The organism is Leeuwenhoekiella sp. CH_XMU1409-2 (genome assembly GCF_037029365.1).
Taxonomy (GTDB): Bacteria; Bacteroidota; Bacteroidia; order Flavobacteriales; family Flavobacteriaceae; genus Leeuwenhoekiella; species Leeuwenhoekiella blandensis.
The window spans coordinates 150,066-175,419 of sequence record NZ_JAYMEI010000009.1 but is presented as its reverse complement, the minus strand read 5'-3'; the positions used below and the strand labels follow the sequence as shown (position 1 = coordinate 175,419).

Below are 25,354 nucleotides of genomic sequence, written 5' to 3'. Positions count from 1 at the left end.
CTTTAGTGTACCTAAGTTCAGCTCTCTTTTCTTGGTTTATACTACTCTAAAAATAACAATACAAGTCTAAAGGAGTGATTCTCGAGCGCCTTAGCGCGAGAGGATTGTATCGAGAAGTCATATGAAGTCAGCAGTCCCGGTTGGCAGTTTGCTGTTTGTTGTTTGTTGTTTGAAATACGAAAGTAGAAATACTATATACAACGCTATCATCATTTCGACCATCGGGAGAAATCACATCTGCTGCGCACTTCATCATAAGCCCTCATCCCCAGCCCTTCTCCCGCAGGAGAAGGGAGCTCCTATGCGAGTGAGATCTCTCCTAGCGTCGAGATGACTGATTGTTTTTAAATAGAATTACTACTCCTACCCGAAGGGTTACACGTCATCAAAACTCCCTCGGTTCAGAATAGACGCAGGCAGCTCCGAAGGACAGGAGCGGTAGCGACGCGGAGCTGACACGGCGGTTTTTGCCTGATAAGGCAAAAAATTCCTAAGCGAGGGGCTCTTTTCTTTTGTTACTTTTCTTTGGAGAGGCAAAGAAAAGTAAGGAACATGAATAAAAAATACACTTTCAATTTATCCTCCCTTTCTTTTTTAGCTCGTGTTCATTCATATTATCCGAGAACTCGTGAACCTCGTACATCGGTTTGCATCGCGCAAAAAACACCTTAAAAAACAGGGCAAAAGCTCGCCCCGAGAAGGGCATCCCCCTAGCAACGCCTAGGCATCCCCTAGGATAGTGTATGAAGAGTGTATGAAAACGAGATTCAAAAGCTTAGATTTTAAGATTTCGTTAACATAGAACGGTATCAATACTGAGGTGCTTTATGCATACGCTAATACACCTCCATCTTCCTCCTATACCTAACCCAAGCTCAACCACAAATACTGTGGACAAGTGTGGACTTAGTGTGGGTTCACTGTAGACTTACTGTGGGAGCATTAGGCTTAAATTCAGGTGTGGGCATTCAGCAGTTGGCAGTCGCAGTGGGCAGTCACAAAAGATAGAAAACCGTAAACGGTAAACAGAGAACAGTCGGCAGTAAGCAGTCGCAGTGGGCGGTAAACGCTAAACAGGGTACAGTTGGCAGTGGGCAGTCGCAGTTATCAGTAAACAGTAAACGCTAAACAGAAAACAGAATTCCCATAAACACTACACATCCCATTCTAATTTTGAACTTTAATCTTCTAATCTAGTTTACTTCCCGCTGGTAGGCTTTTCGTTTTAAGAACTGTAACCGCTCCGCAGCCAGGGCTTCTGCTTGTTGCATAAAGCGCACACACAGGTGATAAGCCTCGTTGGCATCAGCATCGGTGACGGTATACGTGCTTCCATACCGCAGGTGTTGCTGGGCGTGGCTAAGCAGGTGCAGACGACGACGCGCTTTAAACGAGGTGGTTTCCAGCAGTGTGCTAGGGAACGCTGTAAAGCTGCGACACAGGGCTAAAAGGTAGTTGAGGGAGGTGTAGGCCGGACTGTACTCCCAAAACAAGCGGATCAAGCCCAGGCAGGTTTGGATCAAGGCTTCTTCATACATCTGCAGTTGCACCAGCGCGTCTTCGCGGGTATCCAGAATACGGGTACTCTCGATGAGATAATACGCCCGGTTGCTGCGGAGGTCCCAATATTTTTGGAGTTTCTCAACCTGTTGTGAATGGTACAAATACCCCTGTTTTAAAAACCCGCGTAATCGATCATCTTCCGCATACAAGGGTTTCCCCTCCCCCAATGCCTTTTGCAGAAAATTACTACCAAAATCCAGCGCTTTGTGCGCCCGCTTCACAGTTTCTAGAATAAAACAGATACGGATGCGCCGCCCGGTTTGATTATAAACCCGATCGGTGAGTTGCGACGGACTGGCCCCAACCGACGTGTACGTGACCAGCAGCACCACCGCGGTGCTTTGATGCTCTTGGATTTCGGTGGCCGAAAAGCAATGGACCGACTGCACCCGGCTGTCCTGCGCGCTGTAGAGTAAATAGGCGGAGTGTACGCGGTAAGTTTCCCGTAAATAATTTAAAGCCTCCTGCAGCGCTTGCTCTAATGGCGAGCGGGTTGCACCCGCTGGGAAGGCTGCCTCTGCGGGAGTTGGTTTTGGGCTACAGGCTTCCAACAGCTCCCGGGCTGCAGTATCTACCACCGTAAATACCCGCTCCATACGCATCTGTATCTGGTAACAGGTATGCCGGTCTATAGCTTCATCAGAAGGGATCCCTTCTACCGTCCAAACATCCAGCAGTTCCAATAGTGTTGGATCGGCATCGGGTGCTTCGGGTGTGGGGAAGAGCCTGCGCAATTGTGGAAGAAACGGACGTACCGCAGCGAGCTGGGCTTCTAAAGAAGGATACTCCATTACCCTACCGGTATACAGCTTGCTCGCAAGCGCAAGACAGGTGTCAAACACCTCAACCAAAGCCAATACCGAAGCCGTATAGTCCTCCCGCTCAAACCAGTATACCGCAGTATCAAAGCCTTTACAGATACATGCCGCGTCCTGCTCCAATTGTTGTTGCGCCTTAAGGTGCAGTTGTTCCAACTGCCGCTCGGAACGATTTTTAGAAGTATCGGCAGGAGCCCGAGGATAAATACGATCACCCAGATAGTACCCCCACAACCCATACACGCTTCCCTCCTGCACCAACCGCTGCAGCTGCTTTTGGGTATACACTTGCATCCGTACTAGCGGAAACAGTACTTGCAGCACCGGGATTTGTTGTTGTAAATCGGTCAAGGCCCCGGCCTCCTGCACCACAATCAGGAGGTTGTAGATCGCATCAGGTGTTTGACGGATTGCGCTAAGATACAGTGCCTGTACCCGAGCAACTTGCTTCAAGGATTCTGTAAGCGGTTCGAGCGCCTCATGCAGCGCAACTTTAGACCGGGGTTGGAGTTGTGGAGTCATAATTAAGTTTTAATATATCATACTATTGTGTAGAAATTCTATACTAATGTATCACAAATAAACCTAATTATCAATTGAAAGTACAAATATTTCATACCATTGTTTATACTTTCTACATTTATGTAGCTAATTTATAAACAAATTTAAGTGACAGATTTAGGTCTCTATCTTGCAAAAAAATCAATAAACAAAGCAGAAGTTGCGCGTAGAACAGGGATTAGTAAATCTCGCTTGAGCCAGTTAAGTGGAAATAATTCTACACAACTCCGTGCAGACGAACTCTACCTCATCGCCTTGGCCATTGACGTGGATCCCGGGGAGATGTTTATGGAGTTGCATCAGGACTTGAAGTTACCGGAGGAGTAGGTTGTATTTCTTATATTCTATCACAAAAGCTCAATGCTAAGTAGCGCCATTACCACTACTATTCATGTTTCCTTTCTTTTGTCTTGATACAAAAGAAACAAAAGATCAAGGCTTACATGAGCTTCTCTAAATTTTATGCTCGCTGCACTGCATGCACTTAACTCGGGCGGTGCACCGCCCTCAAACAGAACCGCCTGCTACGTTACGTTCACTTCAAATTTCACAATACCTTCTTGTAGGCCGTTTTTAAATTAAAGCTAAGAGTAACATTCTTTAGTCTTCCCTCGGTTCAGAATAGATGCAGGAAACTCGGATTAAGCTGGCAGTCACTGTTTTCAGTTTGCAAGAGTTACTACTAGTTTAAGACTATAAGTTATTTATACCCGAAGGGTTTCCAATTCTTTTTCTTCAATAGCAAGAAGGCTCCGTTAAAAATTTTTGAAGCCTTGGTTTTTTAGAATAAAGATTATAGAGAAAAGATCAAAGAACAAGTATTCAAACCCGAAGGGTTACACGCCCTCAAAATTCCCTCGGTTCAGAATAGATGCAGGAAGCTCCGAAGGACAGGAGCGGTAGCGACGCGGAGCTGACAAGGCGGTTTTCGCGGTAGCAAAAAATTCCTAAGCGAGGGGCTCTTTTCTTTTGTTACTTTTCTTTGGAGAGGCAAAGAAAAGTAAGATGCATTAATAGTAAGTTACATTGCTCAAAATGAAGGTATAAGACTCCCTAGCTCTCGTAAACAAAAATTATGCGAGTAAAGTAAGATTACCGGATAGAAATAATCCTCTAAAAATCCTCACGCATTAACCCTAAACCACCGTATACAAAGTCGTAACGAGCCTGCCTTTAACTCCCGGAGCCGGTAGGGACAACAGCTCTTTTGCGGCTTTTACCTTAAAATTAAAAGGTGGGGCCAGTAACTCGACGCCACTCTTTTTTTTAAGGCGGATGCCTTGCCCGGAAATGATATCGATGTTGGGGATAAACTCCTGATCGGGCAGGTGCTCGGTAAGGATCACGTAGCGATAGGCGTATAACTTGTTGATGATGGACGCAATCTCGGCATTGGAGAGGTGTTGCAATACCTGCCGCAGTAAGGCACAGTCGCCTTCGGGCAAAGGATCTTTAGCAAGATCGATGGTGTCAAAACTGAGCTTTTTGCTTTTAAATAGTTCTTTATTATGCGCGATCAACTCCGGTACGATATCTACGGCTTTATAGGCTTGGGTGTAGGGTACCAACTCCTTACCGACATTAAAATCACCACAGCCCAGATCACACACCACCGGTGGGGTTTCTAAGCTTTTAAAAAAGCCAATAACCGCTTTTAGGTAAGCCTGTACCGTGGCTGCATCGTGCGAACCCTCCCCGGAATAAAAGTCGGTATTCCCGCTACCCCACAACTTCTTGGCATACACCTGCTGCATCGCGTCTTTGGTAGGCCAGGGTGTTTTGGAGGGGTTGGTCATTGAGAAATATGGGGTTATTTATAGAATTCTAGTGAATCAAAATGGCATTTCGAGAGGTCATCCTGAGCTCGTGGAAGGAGCAGTCGGGATAGCACAGTGCAATCTTTTAAAAATCTTTCTTCAAGCACATCCCAGATTTTTTTAAATAGGTACTGAGGTAATAGAACAACTGCTTTGATAAAGGTTTGGTTGTCGCTTTTCTTTAATTTATTTACATTTAAAGTTCACTAAATTAATATTTCATGGGGAAATTTGAAGTTTATCAAGATACTAAAAATGAATATCGATTCCGTTTAAAGGCAGGTAACGGACAAACCATATTGGCCAGTGAAGGATATGCTGCCAAAGCGAGCTGTATGAATGGCATTGAATCGGTAAGGGAAAATTCACAATATGATCAGCGGTTCGAACGTAAACAATCGAAGAATGCCAAACACTATTTCAATTTAAAGGCAACCAATGGTCAAATCATCGGTACGAGTGAACTCTATGAAGCTAGCTCAGGGATGGAAAATGGTATTGCTTCCGTTAAGACAAATGCGCCTAAAGCTCCGATAGAAGAAGTCTAAACCCTTAGTTGAGGGGTTCAGCTAACTGACAATCAACCGGCCTCTACAACCCACTCAGGCATCCTTCATAGTATCCCAAAAGTCGGTATCCAGCTTTTTAAGTTCTATGGTTTGTACCGTCTGCATCCCGAGGCCGTAATCATAGATATAATCTGCTAGTTGATTGCCGTCTATTAAAATCACGGTAGCGTGCACCGTATTGGCGTATTCAATAGCCGACTTCGCAAATGAAGAGGTGGTTATAAAAACTCCTTTGGCATTAGCATTACCTGATAAAGCGCCTACAAACTTCTGAATATCTGGTCTTGAAATGGTATTCTTTTCCTCATAGCATTTAGCCTGTATATAAATACGTCCCAATCCTAAAACATCTTCGCGTATAATACCATCAATCCCCCCGTCATTTGACTTTCGAGTTACCAAACCTGAATCTTTAATCTCACCGCCATACCCCATTACTTGTAATAGTTTAACAACCAAAGCTTCAAACTCATATGGAGATTTAGAGCGTATGGTGTTTAAGATCTCTGCCTTACGGGTATCTTTAATATTAGCAAAGGAATTGTACAATTCTTCTGCCGGGGTCAAATCCTTACTCTGGGTTGGCCGTGTTACTATAGGTTTTGAAGGGTCTTTCTGTTTAACCGGCTCGCGCTTGCTTAACTTTTGATCAATATAGCTGTGCACCTGCTCTGGCTTACCGAGCATAGCTTCCCCGGCAGCATTGATTTCGTAAAAACCACGTTTAGGCTTGCTAACCAAATCTGCCATATTGAGGTAACTCAACGCCCAGGTTACCCGATCGTAAAAGATATGTCCGTTACCGGAAGGATACATCTCTGTAACTTCCTCATCGCTTAGCTTAAAATAACTAGCTAAGAGTTCGACAAAATCTTTAAGTTTTAACGTACCGTGCTGTTTTAGTAGTTCTAAAGCAGGAATACGGATCTCGTCGTGTTTGGGTATTGCCATTATTAAGTGCTAATCTTTTTTAATATTACTTTTTTCATAACCTATCTGCCAGAAATACATATCAACCAGTTTCATTAGCGGGTAACCCTGTAGCTTTTTCTCGCGTTTGATAGATTCTAATTCTTGCTTATGCTGCTCTACATAGCCTAAAAGTTTGGTCAATGAGGTTTTACTAAGCGTAGTAAAAGGTTCTTTACATTGTTTTAAACCTGCAATAAAAAAACGGTCATACGCCGGTAAACATCCTAAAGTTCCTAGAATAATTTTAGTCACCAAGGTATTGGTGGCGGTCACTCCAATACTACCATAAACTTCTTTTGTTGCTTGAATGAGCGCTATGATCCTGTCCAGATCGTTTATGGAAACTTCAAACTTTGTAGTACATCTTAAGTCTTGAAATGCCCGTATCACCTCAACCATTTGTAAATGTACTGTATAATCTTTTTGCAGTAATTGGGATGAGTCTCTGTACATTCCCCAACTGGCAAGATAAAAGCCCAGATGTAATGCTAACTCGTCATTGCTTTTAGACAAATCACCAAAAGCTTTATAACAATGATTCCATGAATTATAGCGTTGAAATTCTTTATTGTTTTCTTTAAGGTATTTATCAATAATCTCAATCATTAAAACTACTTAGGCAATAATCTAACGATAGATTATTTTATTTTTTGTTAGTTAATCAACTCAAGTCACCCACGTCTTTAAGAAAGTTGCATTCTTTTTCTATATTCTGTTTAATACAAAATTTTATCTTATCTATAAGATCTTTTTGTAGAATACTACCAACATCCAATTTCTCTAACTCTTTTAAATCATACCTAAACACAAAACCTATACCTGGACAGATATTAATGTTTTCAATTCTAGTACTAAAAATTTTATTTTCTAAATCATCATCGTTATTAGGTAAAAATGATTCTTTGTATAGTGTATTCAGGTATGTCTTCAAATTATTGTGACCTCGTATTTGTTTTAGCTCTTTACCATTGGAATTCCAATATTTAATATACTTTTCTAAATCTTCATCTTTTGGATGAAAATAAACAAGGTTTGAGGCTACTGTCGCCAAATGAAAGTTTCCATAAACAATCCAGCCTTTATCCTTGAAATCAGAAATCTTAACGGGAGTTGGGTAATATGCCCTAGCTTGTCCCTGTGTATCACCAAAAAAGAAACTTAGATCTAACCATTTGTTGTTAGCATTATAAATTAAGCCTATTTTCCGAATACTTTTAAAGTTTAAAGTTTCAATAAAATATCCCCATCCTTGATGATACCTTACAACAGCGTCATCTTTAACAATAGATTTTAATAAATTTTCAGTCCTTTTTAAAATAAGAGAATCATTTCCTTTGCAATAGCTGTATCTATCATACGGATTTAAATATGAAAAATTAGATTGGACTAAACTTAAAAAATCTGAAGCGACTAGTTTCTCTGTATAGTTATGCTTAGAAGATTGAGTAAATTCATTCAACCACTTTATAATAGAAGCCCATGTAAGAATTACAGGTTTTTTTAGAATTCTTATATCTTCCCCTAAATGAGCTTTAGAAGGACACAATTGATTTTCCCATACATTATCCATATTGGGTTTAGTTTCTATGATTATAGAGACACTACCTCCTAATGTAATTATGCCATCGTAAACAGCACCACGATCAATTGGCTCTATTGATTTTTGGGGTGTTAATTTATCATTTGTTATAAGAACCGATAACAATGTTTCAGTTTCAAACTGAATACTACCTACTTGAGTCTTAAATTGTATATCTTCATTCAACAAGCTACTTGATGAAAGTAATTTTTCTTCATCCACCTCTTCTTTAATAGATTCATAAAAGTAATTTAAACACGAAGGTGAATACTTTAATAAAACTAAAAAAGACCTTGTTAACCGATCCTCATGATTCTCTGATTTGGAAATGTATGGATTAAAATAATTTAATCTTTCCATATACTTAGTATCTCTTTTGTTTTAAACTTATATCTCCTTCAACCCTAATTCTCTCAAATAGCTATTATGCTCTTCTCTACTTGCTTTTATCCTGTCTTCCACATCTACAAGCTTGGTATGAACTTCTTCTAAGTCTATAATAGGTTCAGGTTTGGCGGTGCTTACATAACGCGAGATATTAAGATTGTAATCGTTCTTTACGATCTCGTCCATTGAGACTCTACGCGCATAACGTTCTATTTTTTCTTCCGGTCTGTTTTGGTAGGTATCTAGTATCTTTTGAATATCTTTTTTACGTAGGTAGTTTTGACGTTTTTCTTTAGCAAAGTTTTCTTCATCACTTGCATTGATAAACAAGACATCATCTTCCTTTTTACACTTTTTCAAAACTAAAATACACACCGGTATCCCTGTTGAAAAGAAAAGATTAGATGGTAAACCTATAACCGTATCAATATTATTGTCGTCCAACAGTTTCTTACGGATACGAGATTCTGCTCCACCCCTAAACAATACACCGTGTGGTAATATAATAGCCATAGTCCCCTCATCACTTAAAAAGTGAAAACCGTGCAGTAGGAATGCGAAATCTGCGGCTGATTTAGGAGCTAAACCGTAGTTTTTATAACGGAAGTCTTCTCCTGTAGTTTCACTTGGTGACCAACGTAAACTAAAAGGTGGATTGGCAACAATGGCATCAAACTCTACCTTTTTAGCAGGATTCATTTCATTGAGCAACGGCCATTCGTTTTTTAAGGTATCCCCGTGAAAGATATTAAACTCAGAATCCTTTACCCCGTGCAACAGCATATTCATACGGGCTAAGTTGTAAGTAGTTACATTCTTCTCCTGCCCGTAAATCTGACTGATGGTACCGCCTGCCTTCTCTATTTTTGTTTTTACATTTAAGAGCAACGAACCTGAACCACAAGTGAAGTCTAAGACTCTGTTTATCTTTTTCTTTTTACCCAACTTTGGGTCCTGTGCATCTAAGGTGACGATTTCTGAAAGTATGCTCGATATTTGTTGAGGGGTATAAAACTCTCCGGCTTTTTTACCTGAACCTGCGGCAAATTGCCCTATTAAATATTCATAGGCATCCCCCAGACTATCGGTGTCGGTGTCAAAATCTGCGATACCTTCGGCAATCTTTTGAATAATCGTACACAGCTTTTTGTTACGTGCGTCGTAGTTTTTACCTAACTTTTCTGAATCCAGATTGATCTCTGAGAATAGGCCTTTAAAAGAATTACCAAAAGACTCATTCTCTATATACTTAAAGCCCTTTTGTAAAGTCTTTAGGAGATCAGGATGCTGCGTACGTGCCATTTCTGCAATACTGCCCCAGAGATAATCTGGTTCTATCACATAATGCACCTTTTTACGCATCTGCGCTTCGAACTCCTCTATAAACTCGGGGTTTTCATCATACCATATTTGTAATGGCACTCTTACTCCTAAATTTTTCATTACATCTTCCGGAGTTTCAGGATAATCAGAACCTAGTTCTTTTTTTACTGATTCTTGGTAATTATCTGATAAATAGCGTAGGAATAAAAAGGAAAGCATATAATCCCGAAAATCATCGGCATTCATGGCCCCTCTTAAACTATCTGCTATTTTCCAAAGGGTTTTCCCTAGTTCGTCTTGTTTTTGTTTTGCTGTCATAGTATGACTTTATTTTTTTAGCAATTCTGGTAAATTGAATTGGTATTTATCCAAAAAAGCATTTAATATTCGTTCAAATAAGTCTTTATTATCTACTCCCATTTCTACAGGATCATAAACTGAGTATTTGCCGTGGCTTAATAGATTTAAGGCACGCTCAAATAGAATGTCATCTTCATCTATACCATAAATACACTTGCCGAAATCGTCAAGTCCAAAAAATGTTGCTGTTTTTTCTAGGATGCTACGAAGTGAATTAAAATGATAGGTGTTTACTTTTCCTGAAATTGTAGCTTGTTTTAATTCACTTAGTACGGCTACGTGATGAAAGAATGGCGTATCGTCTGTCTTTTGTAGTGTATGGCTTTCTTCACTATTCTTATGTAAAAAGTAGCGATTGTGGTTAAATCTTTTAAGCTCATTGCACATTACATTAAAAAAAAGACTATGATGTGAAGACACTATAATTTTTACTTTCTCTTCTTCATTTTTTGCTACAATTCTTTTCTCTCCGCCATCCTCAATTTCTTTAGTTACTGCCCTTCTTAATAACTTTGCTAAATCACTCGCTACCGCAATTGCATTGTTATCGTCAAGTGATGAAATTGGATCATCAACATATATATATTTTACCCAAGAATAGGAACTATCTTCTTCTGCATCTATTGCTAATTCGCTAACCGCTAAAAAAACACACCATATAAAAATATTTTCTTCTCCTCTTGATATTTTAATATTAGGCTCTATAACGTACTCTGGCTCTTCGTTATTTGGATTTTTGGAATTGTATTTTGGATTTTTAACTTGCTTTTTGAAGGTAATTCGCCAATTATCATAATCTATATCAAAATCAAATGTAGCATAGCGTTCTAAGTAAGTAAATATCTTTTCATCTAATGCTAATTCTTTAAATCCGTTAAAAAATTTAGATTGAGCGTTCATTTGCAAAACACGTGAAGTATCAAACTCTAAATCATTATCCCAAACAAATAAGTCTTCTGTAAACGCATTAAAATATAAGGTATCACCAACTATTGCATCTTCAGTTTTAGATTTACCTTTCTTATCTAGTATTATGCTTCCATTACTATCTTTTAATTCAACTTTTATTTTCTTTTTCCCTTTTTCCTTAAAAGCCATAGATGTCCTGGTTTTACCAGTACCATTATAAGCGTAGAGCAAGATAAAGTCGCTGCTTTTTAAGTCATCTCTAAAGCGAGTTACCAAACCACTTAAGGTTTTGTATGTAAATAACTTACGTTGAGCACTCATACTATAACTCATTTACACTTGGAAACAACTGTTGCAACAAGCCTTCTTTATGCTTTTGTAAGTCTTCTATTTTTTGAGATTGTGCTTCAATTAAATTATCTACAGACGATAAACAAATGGCTATTTTTTGTTGTTCTTCTTTACTTGATTTTGGGATAATAGTATTATAAACAATTTCACTACTTATATTTTGGACAATTCCACCAGCTGCAAGTCTTTTATACTGCCTTTGCAAATTATCTGAATTTAGCAACTGGATTAAAAATTGCTTGTCAAAACCATCTTCATATTCCCTAAGCACAAACCAACCATCATAAATGCACCCATCAATTTGTAATTCATAAGTTGCTCCATAACTCATAGAGTTTGCTAAGATCAATTCACCTTTTCTAACTTTTCTAGACTTCTTTGAACCTTCAACAGAAATTTTTTGTTCAACTTCATATAACTTATAATTAATTGCATTTTTTGTGTCCCCAATTTTTATCCAATTGACACCGTTTTCATCATCTGTTAAAAACAGATTAATTGGACGAGGTGAACTCCCTCTATATAACTTTATATATTTAGAGAACAAGGGCATTTCCCAATCACCATCACCTTTAAACTCTGGAAAGCGGTATTTAGGTTGGGTTTCACCTTCTTGAGGAAATAATTGTTGTAATAAGCCTTTTTTATGGTCTTGTAGTAATCTTAGCTTTTCGGTTTCTGCATTAATGACTTCATCTAAAGAAGATAAGCAATTGGCTATTTTTTGTTGTTCTTCCTTTTTAGGTGGTAGTAAAACTTCGCACGACCTCAATTCATTCATATTGATTTTCTGAGGTGCAGCATTTAACAACGATCTTCTTTTAATTTCCTGTTGAAATCGATTCGACTCAATATAAAAAGCCAAAAAATTTGAATCAAACTTTGCTGATTTTTTTATTACAGCTAAAGTTACATATACACTAAATTCGTATTTCCAATCAACAACTTTTGGTATACCAATTGAGCCGATTCTTGTTACCAAAATATCCCCATACTCAGGTTTATTATTTCGTGTTTCATATAGATAATCTTCGCGCGAAATAAATTTATTATCACTACCACTTACAATATTTTCAACACTAAAAAAAGGAATACCATTTTGTGTATATTTAGGTGTTTGATGTGTTCCATCAAAAATAGAAGGCGATAAGTCATTCAAAAATTTTTCTTTCCAGCTAACATCATTGTAAAACTCAGGAAAGCGCAGTTTAGGTACTAATTGTTTTTCTTCTTTACTCATAAGCATTTAATCCTGCTATTTCACGCCCTTGGGCTTGTTTATTTAATAATGGCACCAGGTCTTCCATTAAGGTTAATTCTTTAATTCGACGATCTTTCCAGCCTAAGTCTAAAGGCGCTAATAAGTCGGTTAACTTTTCACCATCAAAGACCATTCGGTACAAAATATCGTCTATAAAAGATGTTAGGCTTTCTGTACTAATACCGTGCTTATTGGCCAGGATATTCAATTGTTGAGCTGCCTTCTCGTCTTTAAACTGTTGATAGCCTTCTCTAATCTCTTTTTCGGTTAAGCCATTCCCTACTTCTAGCGTGTTGATATAATCTATGATATCATCGCGCTCATCAATTAAATTGGCACTTGAGCTTAATAGACTAATCAGCTGCTGACGCGTCATTTTATGCTTAGAAGGTTTGTCTTGGGTATACTTCGCTATTAAGCCAATGATGTAGTCGTAATCGATAATAGCAGAAGAAAAGAGTACAAATTCAAAATCTAACTGCTCAATGACCTCCGGTGGGTCACCTTTATCTTGCAGCTTCTTTAGTTGCTTAGCCGTCTCCAGGTAATTGCTCTTAAACGAACGAAAGTCGTCTGTAGGTAATAGATTTTCTATCGTATTAACTTGCTCTTCTTCCAGATCGGTATATTGTTCTAAATTGGTTTTAAGCCGTTGCACCTCTTTAAAGTTATTGATAAACTCCGCACGAGCTTCATCACCTTTTAAGTTCGCTACCTCAGAAGGTTTACACGCTAAGCCTTTAGATTCCATAAAGGCTTTTAGGTTGTTTACGGCAACCTGATATTTTGCAATTACCTTAGGCGCTTCATCTACCAACCAAATTTCTTTAGGGTTACTTACAGCTTCTCCAGAAAACCGGATCATTGCTCTATCTACCTCTTTTTCTTGATCTCTAAAAACTAAAATATTACCGTAAGGCTTGGTATCGTTGATTACCCTATTAGTACGTGAATAAGCTTGTATCAAACCGTGATACCTTAAGTTTTTATCTACGTAAAGCGTATTGAGGTATTTAGAGTCAAAACCTGTAAGTAGCATATCTACCACAATGGTTACATCTATTTTATTCTTATGTGGGTAGTCCTGATTGCTGTATTTTTGATCTTTAATGCGTTGCTGTACATCCTGATAATACAGGTCAAACTCAGAGATTGTATGATTGGTTCTAAACTGCTTATTGTAATCTCTAATGATAGCGGTTAAGGCTTCCTTCTTTTTATTGGGTTCTACCTCATTATCCTTCTTCTCTTGTTCCAGATCTTGCTGAAGCTGCTTGATGTCTTTATTACCTTCTGCCGGCGGTGAAAAAACGCAAGCGATATTCAATGGACTATACTCTTCATTAAAGGCCGCTAATTCTTCTTGCTTTTGCTTGAAGTAGCCGTAATATTCAATAGCATCATTAATAGAAGATGTCGCAAGTATACTATTAAAACGTCTGTAGTGTGTTGCTTTATCATGTTTTTTGAGTACTGCATCTACTACCGCCATCTTATGACTGAGTTGGTTGTAATTCGTTTCATCTTCCCCCTTAAAGTAATCGATATGAAACCGCAATACATTCTTATCTTCAATAGCGTGCGTTATGGTATACGCGTGTAATTCGTTTTGAAATACATCCTCGGTGGTTTTATAGGTTGCCTCGTTGCCCTCTACCGTTTTATACGTTGCGTTCTCTTCAAAAATAGGAGTCCCTGTAAATCCAAATAGTTGTGCTTCAGGAAAGAATTCTTTAATTGCATCGTGATTATCCCCAAACTGCGAACGGTGACATTCATCAAAGATAAATACCATACGCTTATCTCTCAAGGGGGCTAGTCTATCGTAATAGGTTTCCTTATTTTCTTCTCGTTGCTTTCTATTGCGTTTACTGTTTTGATTAAGCGCTAAACCAAGTTTCTGAATCGTGGTAACAATGATCTTGTCGGCATAGTCGGTCGAAAGCATACGACGCACCAGTGTTTCCGTATTCGTATTATCCTCTACACTGCCTTCCTGAAACTTATTAAACTCTTCTCTTGTCTGACGGTCTAAGTCTTTACGATCAACTACAAATAAACACTTCTCAATGTTGGAGTTCTCTTTTAATAAGGTAGAAGCCTTAAAAGACGTAAGTGTTTTACCACTCCCCGTAGTATGCCAGATATAACCATTACCTCTATTTTGATCAATACAATCTACAATCGCTTTTACCGCATAGATTTGGTACGGGCGCATCACTAATATTTTCTGCTCACTTGCCACTAACACCATATAGCGGCTAATCATCTGCCCAAGATTACACTTAGCTAAGAACTTATCGGTAAAATCATCTAAATGGTTTATTTTTTTGTTGTCTTCACTGGCAAGAGTGTACACCGGTAAAAACTGTTCATCGGCATTGAAAGCAAAGTGTTGGTTGTTATTGTTTGCAAAGTAAAACGTTCTCGACTTGTTACTTACAATAAACAACTGCATAAAACACATTAAGGTATTTGCAAACCCGTTACCTGCATCGTTTTTATAATCAACGATTTGTTGCATCGCTTTACGTGGACTTACCTCTAGCGTCTTTAATTCAATCTGAACAACAGGAACTCCGTTAATCAATAAGATCACATCATAACGATGATTACTCGCATCGGTATTCATCCGTAATTGGTTGATCACTTCATACTCATTCTTACACCAGTCCTTAATATTTACCAATGAGTAATGCAATGGCGTACCATCCTCTCTTGAAAAGGTGTTAGTCTTTCTTAGAAAATTAGAAGCTTTAAAAACGTCAGCATGGGTGATCTCAACAAGTAGTTTATCAAACTCTGAATCGGTTAGATTCACTCTGTTTAATTGTTCAAATCGTTTTCTAAAGTTTTGCTCTAAGTCGGCTTGCGTTCGTATTTCAGGCCGGTAAGTATATTTTAAATCTCGTAATCTTTCGATTAACTCGTTTTCTATTTGTTGTTCTTTGGTCATTTAGGATAGGTAAGTCTTACGATCTAAAAACAGTGATTATTGAACATAGATAATTAAAAATTAAAAATAGGTAAATCAAAGCGTTTAATCACTTTTTAAAACTACAAGTAATACACCAATTATTAATGAGGAAATCCTCATTTTGAACATAACCTGTTACAAAACAACAAATTAAAGTTGCTATCAAATACCAAAATATCAATATAGCATTAGTAAAAACCTGCAAATCATACTATCTTGTACTTATCTAAAACCCTGTAAAACAAATCTTAACAAACTGATCACTGCTTACATGTTATACACGAGCTATGGATTCTACAAACGATCACAACCACAAGGGGCAACAGCCACACGACGCATCAAAGCAGGCTTCTTATGACGCCAAAAAGTACTGCCGTGTCGATAATGAGCAACCCAAACAACATCTTTCTTATGTGCGCTTAGGGCATTCCATTTATTATTTGCGGAGTTGCAGTGACCTCGCATCACAGAATTAGGAGGTGTAACTCTTTTGCTAAAGTGGTTGGGGTTTGCTTCTGCTGTAAAAAATTCAGTCAACTCTAATTACCTGTAACTTTTGAGGCCTTATATTTTAATAAACAACTGCAAAAACTTAAATATCATTAATTCTTAAAGCAATACTTGTATCTTGTGTATCAAGCAATTCTTCAATTTGAAGACCTGCATTTAAAGCATCAAGATACGCTGTACATAAACTATATGCTTTCATATGTTCACCATCTTATTTTGTTCATGTAACATGAACATTTATATATTATGAACAAAAACACTAATAATAACTGTACCTCAATCATTTAAAACTACAAGGAGTTCTCCAATATTTTCTTCTGTAATTACTCCCCTTCAACAAATTGCTGTTCTACTTGCTCTTGCAGGCCTTATATGTTTTCCTCAAAAGCGATACCCTCGTCTTCTTCTGCTTCACTACTTACATGAATATCGAGAGTGAATATATAGTCTTGTTTTTATACTTCATCTAAGGTGGCGCTGTAGAAAAGTCGTATGGGTTCTCGACTGCGCTCGAACTGACATTTCTAGGATAACGCTGTGCTTCATTTCTCTAGGCGTGGTAGGTGTTAGGTACTTTATTAACTATCCTTGTCTTCATACACACGTAGTTTTACAACCCGGAGCTGCTTCAGTTGCTTGAGAAACGCGTTAGCCTTTGAGTTTACTATTATTTAAAAGGATTTTTATCTAAGCGTAATGCCAAAGAAATAAACGGATTGATACGGTAATAGCCCTCATGAAGATCATCAAAACTCAGTGCGTTATCTAGCGTTTGGCCCGGTACAAACTGAGCATCAAGTTTATCCTGTTTATGCAACGCCAGTCCTGCTGTAAGTATAAAGTTCTGTCCAATGCCTAAGGATGCCCCGCCAAATACAGAAATATTATCAAGGTCAAAACCTAATCCTGCTGTGGGACCAATTGCAAAGTCATTCCCAAACTTGGCATAGGTAAACATAACACTGGGTACGAGACCCATAGTTTTTTGTCCGCCGTCCTCGACAATGCTGATCGTTCCATCACTGTCTAGGCTTCGGTAAAGTGTATTATTACTTAAAAAGATAGCATTAAAACCAATGGTGGTCGCCCAGCTGAAATCTGATTGACTCATTAAAATAAATTCTAAGGTTTCGGTTGATCCATCACTGGTATCTGTAACCAAGACTTCAAAGCTGTATTTCGTGTTGTCTTTAAACTTTAGAGTGGTTTGGTAAACCGAATCTCCACCAACAGTTACAAAACCCGCAGCTCCTGAAGGATCAGGAATAGATAAACTGCCTAACAGATTGGTTTCCTTTGTCATTTTTATGGCATACGTAAAGCCACCTTCAGGTTTAAACTGGATAGTTTGTTCCCCTCGGGAAACCAACTGTTCCTGAACAAGTATAGGTTGGCTAAAATCTATAACAATGTCCTGAGCAACTACAAAACAGGTAAACAACAGGAAAAGTGAGGTAATAGTGGTTTTCATGGGAGTAGGTTTAAGGTTTTGATAAAACTAACCTTCCTTTTCACCTCATAAAATACCGTATATCAGGTATTTTAATTAAAATTCGTTGTGAATTAAAAGCACTATTACCTAAAGTAGATTACCCGCATTAGAAAAATACCAAGTATCAGGGATTGTTAAAGAATGTACAAATCCCGTTCTTTAAAGTCATTAAACAACTAACCTTCAACTTGCTGTATTATGAAGAAAATTAAGATCTTAGGTGCGTTTCTGCTGGGTATTAGTCTTTCCCTTCAAGCGCAGGTCACTCTAGAACAACCCAAGCAACCGGTAACTCGCGCAGCCTTTAATAAGCTAGTCTCGCAAAACTTTAGCTATTTACTTTTAAGTGAAAACAGTCCGCAACAAGGTATTAGTGCTACGTTAAACGACAAAGGCAGTAATTTAAAAATCAATGGACTCCTCTATACCGGTGCTTTGGGTACATTTACTATGGAAGCCGACCTGGGCAGTACAGATGGTGTGTATTTCTTTGATCAGGAAAAGGGAGGCAGTCAGGCCAAAGTTTCCTTTAGCTTTTACCGTAGCTTACTCTCACTTTCAAAATACAATAGCGCTGACGCGTTAAATACCACCGCAAACCGTCTTGCCTTAGTAGAATTGATTATTGATGCTAAAAGCAAATATGATACCTATTACAACTTGCTTAGTGACCAAAACGTGTTACACACTGATTATAGTCAACTTAAAACAGCGCTTCTTGCATCACGGCCTGAGGTCATTCAAAAACTCCAAGAACTAAGCGCGCGATATATAAATGAAGAGCAACCGGTTGATCTTACCACCTTACCTACCCGAAGTATTGATACAAAATCTATGATACTTTCTAAGTCAGAAGCGCTAGCTTTTGAAGCAGATTCAAAAACCTATACGCTTAAGGCTACAGGGTACAACTTGAGCGAACTGCTTTCAGCCTTTAGAATCAGTGAACACTACATATTAGAGCAACTGGAAGATGACCTTATTGATCTTGAGCTTAAAAATGCGGAGTCCCAATGGGGAGCTATGCACAATACGTTTTTTAGCCTTACCGGTTTTTATGAGCGGGAAAGTTTTAGACGCTTTACCTTGAACCGTACGCAAAGTTTTAGCGATATGTTTGACGACACCAAAGGAGATCTTTTTGGTCTTACCGCCTCTATCAATTACAACTACGAACGCAAAAAGGAATGTGGTTCCTGTATTCGGCCTTATCGTTTTTTTATAAAAGGAGCAGCTACAGTGGGTAGAGCATCAAACCGCTCTAGTTTTGCCAACAGCACATTAAATTTCACAGATGCACTGGGTACAGATGTCAACGGCAATCCTATTGTATTTACTAAAGAGGATGCGGCTTTTATAGGAGATACGAGTTATGAATATGCACCTAATGCTGCTTTTCAAGTAGAGGCTTATTATTATCCTTTTAAGCTTCCGGTGGGCTTCTTTGGACGCTTGGGCTATAGTTATGTTAATTTTGGTCGGCTTAAAAACATCAAGGATATTGAACTTACCCCTATGCGGCTCGGGCTTTTATTCAACCTCAAGAATAAAGAAGAGAACAAGCCTATTGTTACCGTTCAAACCTTTCTAGACCGAACCGATCTAAGCTTGAGCCCAAACGGCAGGGATAACGATCTGCGTTTTGGTCTTGGCGTAGGTTTACCAATCAACATACGCTAAGCTAATCATTAAAAAACCCGCTAACTCCATAGCAGGTTTCTTTCTTTTCTGTGTCGAATACCCTTAATCTAAATAACTAAAGCTCGCGGTGTAAAAATCTACCGCCCCATTATGCTCATAATTTGTGGCTTTAATAGTAGCTTGGGTGGGATAGTTGAGGTCGTTGTAGGTATAATCAACCTTGATGTCGTATAAGGGCTCCCCGTTTTCATCAAAGTATACCACTTGTGAAGGATTGTTATTAAACAAGAGCGCTCGTGCTTTAACCACTTCTGAAGCCTGCGGGGTCATGGTTAAATGAAGTTGCACACCGTCGAGCACGTCTATGATGCCTGCAGCTTTCAAGGTATGGAAATACGGATTAGGAGCATCATCATAGGTTACAACGGCCATATACTCCTTATCTATAGTTGCGCCAGTAGTAGGATCATAATCTTCACTGTAAAAAGCAATACGTTTAGGATTTCCATTAGTATCATATTCCCGTACTTCCCCCACTTCAAAGGCATTATAGGGCGACTGATACAGTTCTTCGATATCTAAATTATCGTTCTCACCGGTCACATTCACCAAGTCATCATCTTCGTAAATAAAGTAATCGGTATCCTCCCCGTTAGAAACTTCGGTCAATCGGGTATTGGCGTCATAACTTAAAAATAAGGTCGTACGGTCTGAAGCATCGGCGGTTGACGTTACGATTGTCGAGGTGATGTATTGCGCTTCAACCTCCCCGTTGACTTCTTCAAATTCGTCTGACGCAGAATCAGAACAGGATAAGGCGGTTAAGGCTGTTGCTGCTAGTAACATGATGTACTGTTTTCTCATAATAGATTTGGTGTTCATTTCTTTCGGTTAAGCAGACAAACCTAAACTTCTCCGCGCTATCTGTTTTACAGAATTCAGTACTTTCTGAAAAATAGGGGATTTTTCCTGTAGATGTTAGGAGTAGGCAGTGGCAGTTTTCAGTCGGCCGTTTTCAGTCGGCAGTCACAGTTGGTAGTTGGTAGTTGGTAGTTGGTAGTTGGTTATTTATGATTTATTATTCAACAGTAAAGTACAAAGTAAGAAGTACAAAATACAAATATGTAACGCCCTGTCACTTCGAGTAATTCTCGAGCGCCTTAGCGCAAGAGGATTGTATCGAGAAGTCTTATGAAATCAGTAGTCTCTGTTGGCAGTTTGCGGTTTATTGTTTATTGTTTATTATTTACCGTTTATTGTTTCTAGTTTATGATTCCGCATTAAAGTACAAAGTCAGAAATACGAAATGCAAATACGCAACGAGCTGTCACTTCGAGTAATTCTCGAGCGCCTTAGCGCAAGAGGATTGTATCGAGAAGTCTTATGAAATCAGTAGTCTCTGTTGGCAGTTTGTTGTTTTCAGTTTACGGTTTTCTGTTTGTTGTTTGCTGTTTGCGGTTTGAAATACGAAAGTAGAAATACGAAATACAAATACGCAACGAGCTGTCACTTCGAGGGCAGTCGAGAAGTCTATCTAGCAAGAGTCTTTTTTACTAAAAAAACTTCTCGATACTACTGAATCCCTGCTACCGCAGGTTTTCAGTCACTCGAAGTGACATTGCACATATCCAAAGTGTTAAACGAATCTAAAGCTCCCTCGGTTCAGAATAGACGCTGGAAACTCCGGATTAAGTTGGCAGTTACAGTGGTCAGTCGCAGTAATCAGTGAGCTATTGTTATTGTTATTGTTATTGTTATTGTTATTTATGATTTATAACAATAATAATTATGGATTGTTCTCGCACTACCTGTCCCAATACATAAAGGGAGTTGTATCGCGTATTGCGTCACCCAAATACCATTTTAAACCAAACAAGTAACTCCCTTCCTCCCGAAGGAAGGGTTGGGGAAGGATGTTATAGCAAAGACTAAAACATCCCTCTAAATCTCCCTTCAAAGGGAGACTTCCAAGACAAGTACTTTGTTTATTTATAAATTCTGGTTATCGCGTGGTTAAAATACGCTAGCCTCTCTCATTCCAACCCTACAGAACATCACTCCATGTGTGGTACTATCAGCTCCCCTCCTTGTTGAGGAGGGGTGGCAGCGAGGCGCACGCGTTGCGCAGCAGCTGACAGGGTGGTATTGCCGCAAGTGTACCAAAAACCACCCCTGCCCTGCTGCGCGGGCTTTCCCCTCCTTCAAAAGGAGGGGAGCTTTTGGTTTACTTTTTTAAAGTGTAAATTGATGTATATAGCATCACGAGCTCATTTCAAGTAAGATATCACGCCAATAGAAAAATTAGTTAAACACGTTACATCCTTTTGCTTTTTTAATTAATTCCTCACATAGGACTTTGCATTTTAGCAGAAATAAGTATTTTAACAAAAATTTTAGTCTTTGAAGAAACCGTTACTGCTGCTTTTACTTTTTGTTGTTTTTTCCCTAAAAGCTCAAATAACCCTAACCCATAATATTGGCAATACCCTTATTGATTCTGGTGTTTCTTCTTGTGAAGATGATGAATCATGGGCTCGTATTTTTAAGCTTTCTGATTTTGGTGTAGGTCCGGGGGAACAATTAATCATACGTTCTGCCGAAATAGGACTGTTGGAGACTAGTCCCGGAGCTTATATGTATTTTAGCGTAGGAGGGTTTATCGATTATAATGGTAAAACACCTGGCTACGAAAACCCCTATAATAACCTGGGACAGCGCGGTTTTGGCAGACCTCCTATTATTACCAATGGTCCGGAAATTGTATCATACGAATTCGATGAACCCATTGTGGTTCCTGCAAACTATGAATACATTATTATCATCTTCCATAAACCGGATGACCATTACAATCCGGAATCTTCTCTATTTAAAGTTGCAGGTACTGCGACCGATACAGGAGCATCCTGGTATAAGGGGTGTGATCAAAGGTATCTCTGGAGAAACACTACAGAGTTGCCAACGCCGGCACCCAATGCTAATTTTTATATCAATGCAACAGGTTCTGTTGTTAAAAGATCAGGATCGGGTGCTGATGCATTTCTCACCCATGCAGTATGTGATGATGTAATTGAGACCAATATACATTCTTGTAGGTCTGCATATTTATATTGGGCAAGAGATTTTCAGTTAGCCAATTTTGGAATTTCTGATGATGAAGAGTTTATAATCGAATCGGGGCAAGTAGGTATTAATAAAACGGGGTGGACGGCTTCCCTACAATTCAATATTTATAAGATTGATGAAAATTTCCCTGCTACATTTTCTGAAAACGACCTGATTGGAAGCAGTCAAACCATACGCTTACAGCCCGATATAGGGCGACAATCTCAAATAATTCAAATTGACTTTGAAACTCCGGTAGTCGTCCCTGCAGGTACCAAACGCATTTTGGTAGAAGTATTTAAAGGAATTCAAAGTGGTGACGGCCTTGCATTCATAGCGGGGAGTACACAGTCTACAGGCGTGTCCTGGCAGCGTCGCAATTGTATAGGAATCACCAATCCAGATGCTATTTATGAATACGTTTCTACTGAAGACTTTGGTAGACCTGATTCTAATTTCTACATCAATGCACTAGGTCGTGTGAGGCATACAGCCCATACATTCGCTATGAACATCTCCAATATCTGTTCCGAATTTTTAAAGGAATTCAGTATTACCGATCCAGCAAATGTAGCAAGCGTACAGTGGAATTTTGGGGATCCGGCTTCAGGTGCAGATAACAACTCTAATCAACTTTCACCATATCACGATTTTTCTCAGGATGGCACATATACCATAACCGCGCAGGTTACCGGTAAGGACGGCCGCGTAGAGACTTTGACTGAAACTATTGACGTAAAAGAACCTCCTACAGCTTATGGTATTGACGATATATATGCTTGTGAAACAGTAGCAGGCTCAGGAATAGCTAACACTTTTGATTTAAGCACTATTGAACAGCAAATACTGCAAGGTCAAACAGGAAAGGTTGTAACCTATATTGATGGTAACGGTACTAGCTATGATGTCTTACCCAATCCCTTTACCAATACAGTTAAAAGCCGAGAGACCATAAGTGTGCGGGTGGCTCATGCAGAAAATCCCTGTTGCTACTCAGAAACCTCTTTTGATCTCATCATAAACCCTTTACCTCAGGTCAATGCTGTAGCTGGCCTAGTTTCCTGTGATACGGATACCGATGGCATTACCACTTTTGATAGTTCCAATCTAAGAAATGATCTTATAGGAAGTCAGCCCAATTTGGAAGTCCGCCTGATACATGAAGATGGTCAACAACTCACAGAACCCTTACCACAAACACTAACCAATAAAGTGCCCCACGAGGAAATGATCACAGCACAAGTGACCAACACGCTTACGGGATGTACTGCTGCCACTAGCTTCAAACTTATAGTAAGCGCGATCCCAAACGTCGGGAATCTCCCCGACCTCATAGGCTGTGACGACAACAACGATGGCATTTCTGAGTATTTTAACACCGCTCAGATTGAAACCCTGGCGCTTCAAGGGCAAACCGGAATGGAAGTTACCTATTATGATGCTTCGGGTAGCCTGCTCCCCGGGCCCTTACCCGATCCTTATACCAACAGCCTGCCCTATAACGAAACGCTTACCGTACGCGTAAGCAATACCCAATCGGGTTGCTATGCGGAGACGACTTTAAACCTGATCACCTCCGCCCAACCCCAAATCAATCAGCCCACCACCCGCTATGCTTGTGATGCCGGTAATGGGTATTCCAGTTTTGATCTCACCGATGTAGAACAAGAAGTGATAGGCTCTCAAACCGGATTAACGGTGCAGTATTCGGATGAATCCGGTAATGCATTGACCACTCCTCTGTCTGCCAACTTTCAAAATACGACGGCTTGGTCCCAACGCATCAACATACGCGTAGAAAACGCAGACAATGCGCGCTGCTTTAGTGAGACCTATCTCGATCTCAAGGTTAATGAACTCCCTCAACTCAGCATAGAGGAAGGCTTTGTGATCTGTGATAATGAACCGGGATTACAACTTTCACGTTCGGAACACTTTGACTTCTGGCAATGGGAAGATCCTGCAGGCACAAGCATTTCCTCTAACGCAGAAGCTTACCTGACACAGGAAGGCAGCTACACGCTTACTGTAGGCGAACTCCAAAATGGTATTCTGTGTACCAACTCCTATTCCTTTACGCTGGAACGCTCTGCTCCTCCAACGATCACTACTGTGGATTTTGCCGACTGGTCAGACCACAACTTTATTGAAGTAACAGCAACCGGAGATGGGGTTTTTGAGTATAGCATCGACGGTGAAGACTATCAGGATTCAAATTATTTCCCCTTTCTTAAAGGCGGTGTTTATACCGTAAGTGTACGCGATAAAGCCGGCTGTGGTTTGGCTATTACCGAAGTGGTTTTAGTCGACTACCCCAAGGTATTCACCCCCAATGGAGACGGGTACCACGACTATTGGCAGATCGAAGGTATTGAAGCCTTCCCCGATGCTCAGATCTTTATTTTTGACCGCTACGGCAAACTCTTAAAACAGCTGAGTCCGCAAGAGACCGGATGGGACGGCAGCTTTACCAACCAAAACCTCCCCTCAGCCGACTACTGGTTTGAAGTAGACCTAGGCAACGGGCGTATCTATAAAAATCACTTTACGCTTAAACGCTAAGCTTTTTAAAGTTGGCAGTGGCAGCTTTCAGTCAGCAGTCGCAGTAATCAGTGAGCAGTTGGTCTCTTGTTGTTTGTTATTTTTGATTTATGATTCCGTATTAAAGTACAATGTAAGAAGTAAAAATACAAATACGCAACGAGCTGTCACTCGAGGGCTGTTTTCAAATAGTATTCAGTAAACAGTAGCAGTAAGCAGCATACCTATTTTTACACATCAAAACCTAGCCTTTTATTCATAAGCGTTATACGCATTCATACCCGAAGGGTCAACGCGATCAAAATCCCTCGGTTCAGAATAGACGTGAGGGCAGAGCGTTAAGAAAAGGTCTAGTAGACCTTTTTAGCGAATGAGCCAGGTGGCGCGTTGGCTTTGGAATGAAATATTTTACTTCAAGTAAGAACCACTCTTAAAAAATATTGAGCAACGACGCGGAGCTGACAAGGCGGTTTTCGCGATAGCGAAAAATTCCTAAGCGAGGGCGTCGTTTCTTTTCTGCATCCGACGACCGCAGGGAGAGGAATGCACCTGTTGTGCTCTGTAAAAATGCTAGTCGAATTAGTAATGGTAAAGAAAATGAACAGAACATGAATTGAAAAA

The 25,354-nt window shown here is 39.5% G+C and carries 17 protein-coding genes; 5 read left to right on the top strand and 12 right to left on the bottom strand.

Annotated features, from left to right (window positions below):
- Window positions 1-1,193: 1,193 nt before the first annotated feature.
- Window positions 1,194-2,903: a hypothetical protein gene (locus WA338_RS11435; protein WP_336093427.1), complete on the bottom strand. Its 1,710-nt coding sequence runs from the start codon at window positions 2,901-2,903 to the stop codon at window positions 1,194-1,196.
- Window positions 2,904-3,050: 147 nt separating this feature from the next.
- Here WA338_RS11435 and WA338_RS11430 point away from each other — a divergent pair, with 147 nt between their 5' ends.
- Window positions 3,051-3,269, top strand: a complete 219-nt coding sequence (locus WA338_RS11430) for a helix-turn-helix domain-containing protein (protein WP_336093425.1) — start codon at window positions 3,051-3,053, stop codon at window positions 3,267-3,269.
- 809 nt (window positions 3,270-4,078) lie between these two features.
- Here WA338_RS11430 and WA338_RS11425 read toward each other — a convergent pair.
- Window positions 4,079-4,738 carry a class I SAM-dependent methyltransferase gene (locus WA338_RS11425; RefSeq protein ID WP_336093424.1) on the bottom strand — a complete coding sequence of 220 codons (660 nt, stop codon included), beginning with the start codon at window positions 4,736-4,738 and terminating at the stop codon, window positions 4,079-4,081.
- Between the two features lie 242 nt (window positions 4,739-4,980).
- Between WA338_RS11425 and WA338_RS11420 the strand changes: the two genes are divergently transcribed.
- Complete coding sequence (locus WA338_RS11420) at window positions 4,981-5,307, top strand: YegP family protein (RefSeq protein WP_336093422.1); 327 nt, start codon at window positions 4,981-4,983, stop codon at window positions 5,305-5,307.
- 54 nt (window positions 5,308-5,361) lie between these two features.
- Here WA338_RS11420 and WA338_RS11415 read toward each other — a convergent pair whose 3' ends face one another.
- Genes WA338_RS11415 through WA338_RS11385 form a run of 7 tightly spaced genes read right to left on the bottom strand, consistent with a single transcriptional unit; the run spans window position 5,362 to window position 15,426 of the window.
- Complete coding sequence (locus tag WA338_RS11415; protein ID WP_336093420.1) at window positions 5,362-6,279, bottom strand: restriction endonuclease; 918 nt, start codon at window positions 6,277-6,279, stop codon at window positions 5,362-5,364.
- 9 nt (window positions 6,280-6,288) lie between these two features.
- A complete protein-coding gene (locus tag WA338_RS11410) occupies window positions 6,289-6,906 on the bottom strand; it encodes a hypothetical protein (RefSeq protein ID WP_336093418.1) in 618 nt (205 codons plus the stop codon).
- Window positions 6,907-6,961: 55 nt separating this feature from the next.
- A complete protein-coding gene (locus tag WA338_RS11405; protein ID WP_336093416.1) occupies window positions 6,962-8,239 on the bottom strand; it encodes a hypothetical protein in 1,278 nt (425 codons plus the stop codon).
- A 27-nt stretch (window positions 8,240-8,266) separates the two neighbouring features.
- Window positions 8,267-9,907 carry a type I restriction-modification system subunit M gene (locus WA338_RS11400; protein WP_336093414.1) on the bottom strand — a complete coding sequence of 547 codons (1,641 nt, stop codon included), beginning with the start codon at window positions 9,905-9,907 and terminating at the stop codon, window positions 8,267-8,269.
- 9 nt (window positions 9,908-9,916) lie between these two features.
- The gene (locus WA338_RS11395) at window positions 9,917-11,179 is read right to left on the bottom strand and encodes an AAA family ATPase (RefSeq protein ID WP_336093412.1); all 1,263 of its coding nucleotides are present in this window, start codon (window positions 11,177-11,179) and stop codon (window positions 9,917-9,919) included.
- Window position 11,180: 1 nt separating this feature from the next.
- Window positions 11,181-12,449, bottom strand: a complete 1,269-nt coding sequence (locus WA338_RS11390; protein WP_336093410.1) for a restriction endonuclease subunit S — start codon at window positions 12,447-12,449, stop codon at window positions 11,181-11,183.
- A complete protein-coding gene (locus WA338_RS11385; protein ID WP_336093408.1) occupies window positions 12,442-15,426 on the bottom strand; it encodes a type I restriction endonuclease subunit R in 2,985 nt (994 codons plus the stop codon). The genes WA338_RS11390 and WA338_RS11385 overlap by 8 nt, the downstream gene beginning before the upstream one ends.
- Window positions 15,427-15,734: 308 nt before the next feature.
- Here WA338_RS11385 and WA338_RS11380 point away from each other — a divergent pair, with 308 nt between their 5' ends.
- Window positions 15,735-15,923: a hypothetical protein gene (locus WA338_RS11380; RefSeq protein ID WP_336093406.1), complete on the top strand. Its 189-nt coding sequence runs from the start codon at window positions 15,735-15,737 to the stop codon at window positions 15,921-15,923.
- A 701-nt stretch (window positions 15,924-16,624) separates the two neighbouring features.
- Here the strand turns inward: WA338_RS11380 and WA338_RS11375 are convergent.
- Window positions 16,625-17,428 carry a hypothetical protein gene (locus WA338_RS11375; RefSeq protein ID WP_336093404.1) on the bottom strand — a complete coding sequence of 268 codons (804 nt, stop codon included), beginning with the start codon at window positions 17,426-17,428 and terminating at the stop codon, window positions 16,625-16,627.
- A 219-nt stretch (window positions 17,429-17,647) separates the two neighbouring features.
- Here WA338_RS11375 and WA338_RS11370 point away from each other — a divergent pair, with 219 nt between their 5' ends.
- A complete protein-coding gene (locus tag WA338_RS11370; RefSeq protein WP_336093402.1) occupies window positions 17,648-19,129 on the top strand; it encodes a hypothetical protein in 1,482 nt (493 codons plus the stop codon).
- A gap of 63 nt (window positions 19,130-19,192) precedes the next feature.
- Here the strand turns inward: WA338_RS11370 and WA338_RS11365 are convergent, their stop codons facing one another.
- Entirely contained in the window at window positions 19,193-19,972 is a 780-nt protein-coding gene (locus WA338_RS11365) for a hypothetical protein (protein WP_336093400.1), read from the bottom strand.
- 1,518 nt (window positions 19,973-21,490) lie between these two features.
- On the opposite strand from WA338_RS11365, the gene WA338_RS11360 reads away from it, so the two are divergent.
- Window positions 21,491-24,754 carry a T9SS type B sorting domain-containing protein gene (locus WA338_RS11360; RefSeq protein ID WP_336093398.1) on the top strand — a complete coding sequence of 1,088 codons (3,264 nt, stop codon included), beginning with the start codon at window positions 21,491-21,493 and terminating at the stop codon, window positions 24,752-24,754.
- A 409-nt stretch (window positions 24,755-25,163) separates the two neighbouring features.
- On the opposite strand, the gene WA338_RS11355 is transcribed toward WA338_RS11360, so the two are convergent.
- On the bottom strand, window positions 25,164-25,354 hold a 191-nt coding region (locus WA338_RS11355), incomplete at its 5' end, for a hypothetical protein (RefSeq protein ID WP_336093396.1).

Coding starts and splice junctions, on each gene's coding strand:
- WA338_RS11435 (WP_336093427.1), bottom strand. CDS start 2,903: ATGACTCCACAACTCCAACCCCGGTCTAAAGTTGCGCTGCATGAGGCG.
- WA338_RS11425 (WP_336093424.1), bottom strand. CDS start 4,738: ATGACCAACCCCTCCAAAACACCCTGGCCTACCAAAGACGCGATGCAG.
- WA338_RS11420 (WP_336093422.1), top strand. CDS start 4,981: ATGGGGAAATTTGAAGTTTATCAAGATACTAAAAATGAATATCGATTC.
- WA338_RS11415 (WP_336093420.1), bottom strand. CDS start 6,279: ATGGCAATACCCAAACACGACGAGATCCGTATTCCTGCTTTAGAACTA.
- WA338_RS11410 (WP_336093418.1), bottom strand. CDS start 6,906: ATGATTGAGATTATTGATAAATACCTTAAAGAAAACAATAAAGAATTT.
- WA338_RS11405 (WP_336093416.1), bottom strand. CDS start 8,239: ATGGAAAGATTAAATTATTTTAATCCATACATTTCCAAATCAGAGAAT.
- WA338_RS11400 (WP_336093414.1), bottom strand. CDS start 9,907: ATGACAGCAAAACAAAAACAAGACGAACTAGGGAAAACCCTTTGGAAA.
- WA338_RS11395 (WP_336093412.1), bottom strand. CDS start 11,179: ATGAGTGCTCAACGTAAGTTATTTACATACAAAACCTTAAGTGGTTTG.
- WA338_RS11390 (WP_336093410.1), bottom strand. CDS start 12,449: ATGAGTAAAGAAGAAAAACAATTAGTACCTAAACTGCGCTTTCCTGAG.
- WA338_RS11385 (WP_336093408.1), bottom strand. CDS start 15,426: ATGACCAAAGAACAACAAATAGAAAACGAGTTAATCGAAAGATTACGA.
- WA338_RS11380 (WP_336093406.1), top strand. CDS start 15,735: ATGGATTCTACAAACGATCACAACCACAAGGGGCAACAGCCACACGAC.
- WA338_RS11375 (WP_336093404.1), bottom strand. CDS start 17,428: ATGAAAACCACTATTACCTCACTTTTCCTGTTGTTTACCTGTTTTGTA.
- WA338_RS11370 (WP_336093402.1), top strand. CDS start 17,648: ATGAAGAAAATTAAGATCTTAGGTGCGTTTCTGCTGGGTATTAGTCTT.
- WA338_RS11365 (WP_336093400.1), bottom strand. CDS start 19,972: ATGAACACCAAATCTATTATGAGAAAACAGTACATCATGTTACTAGCA.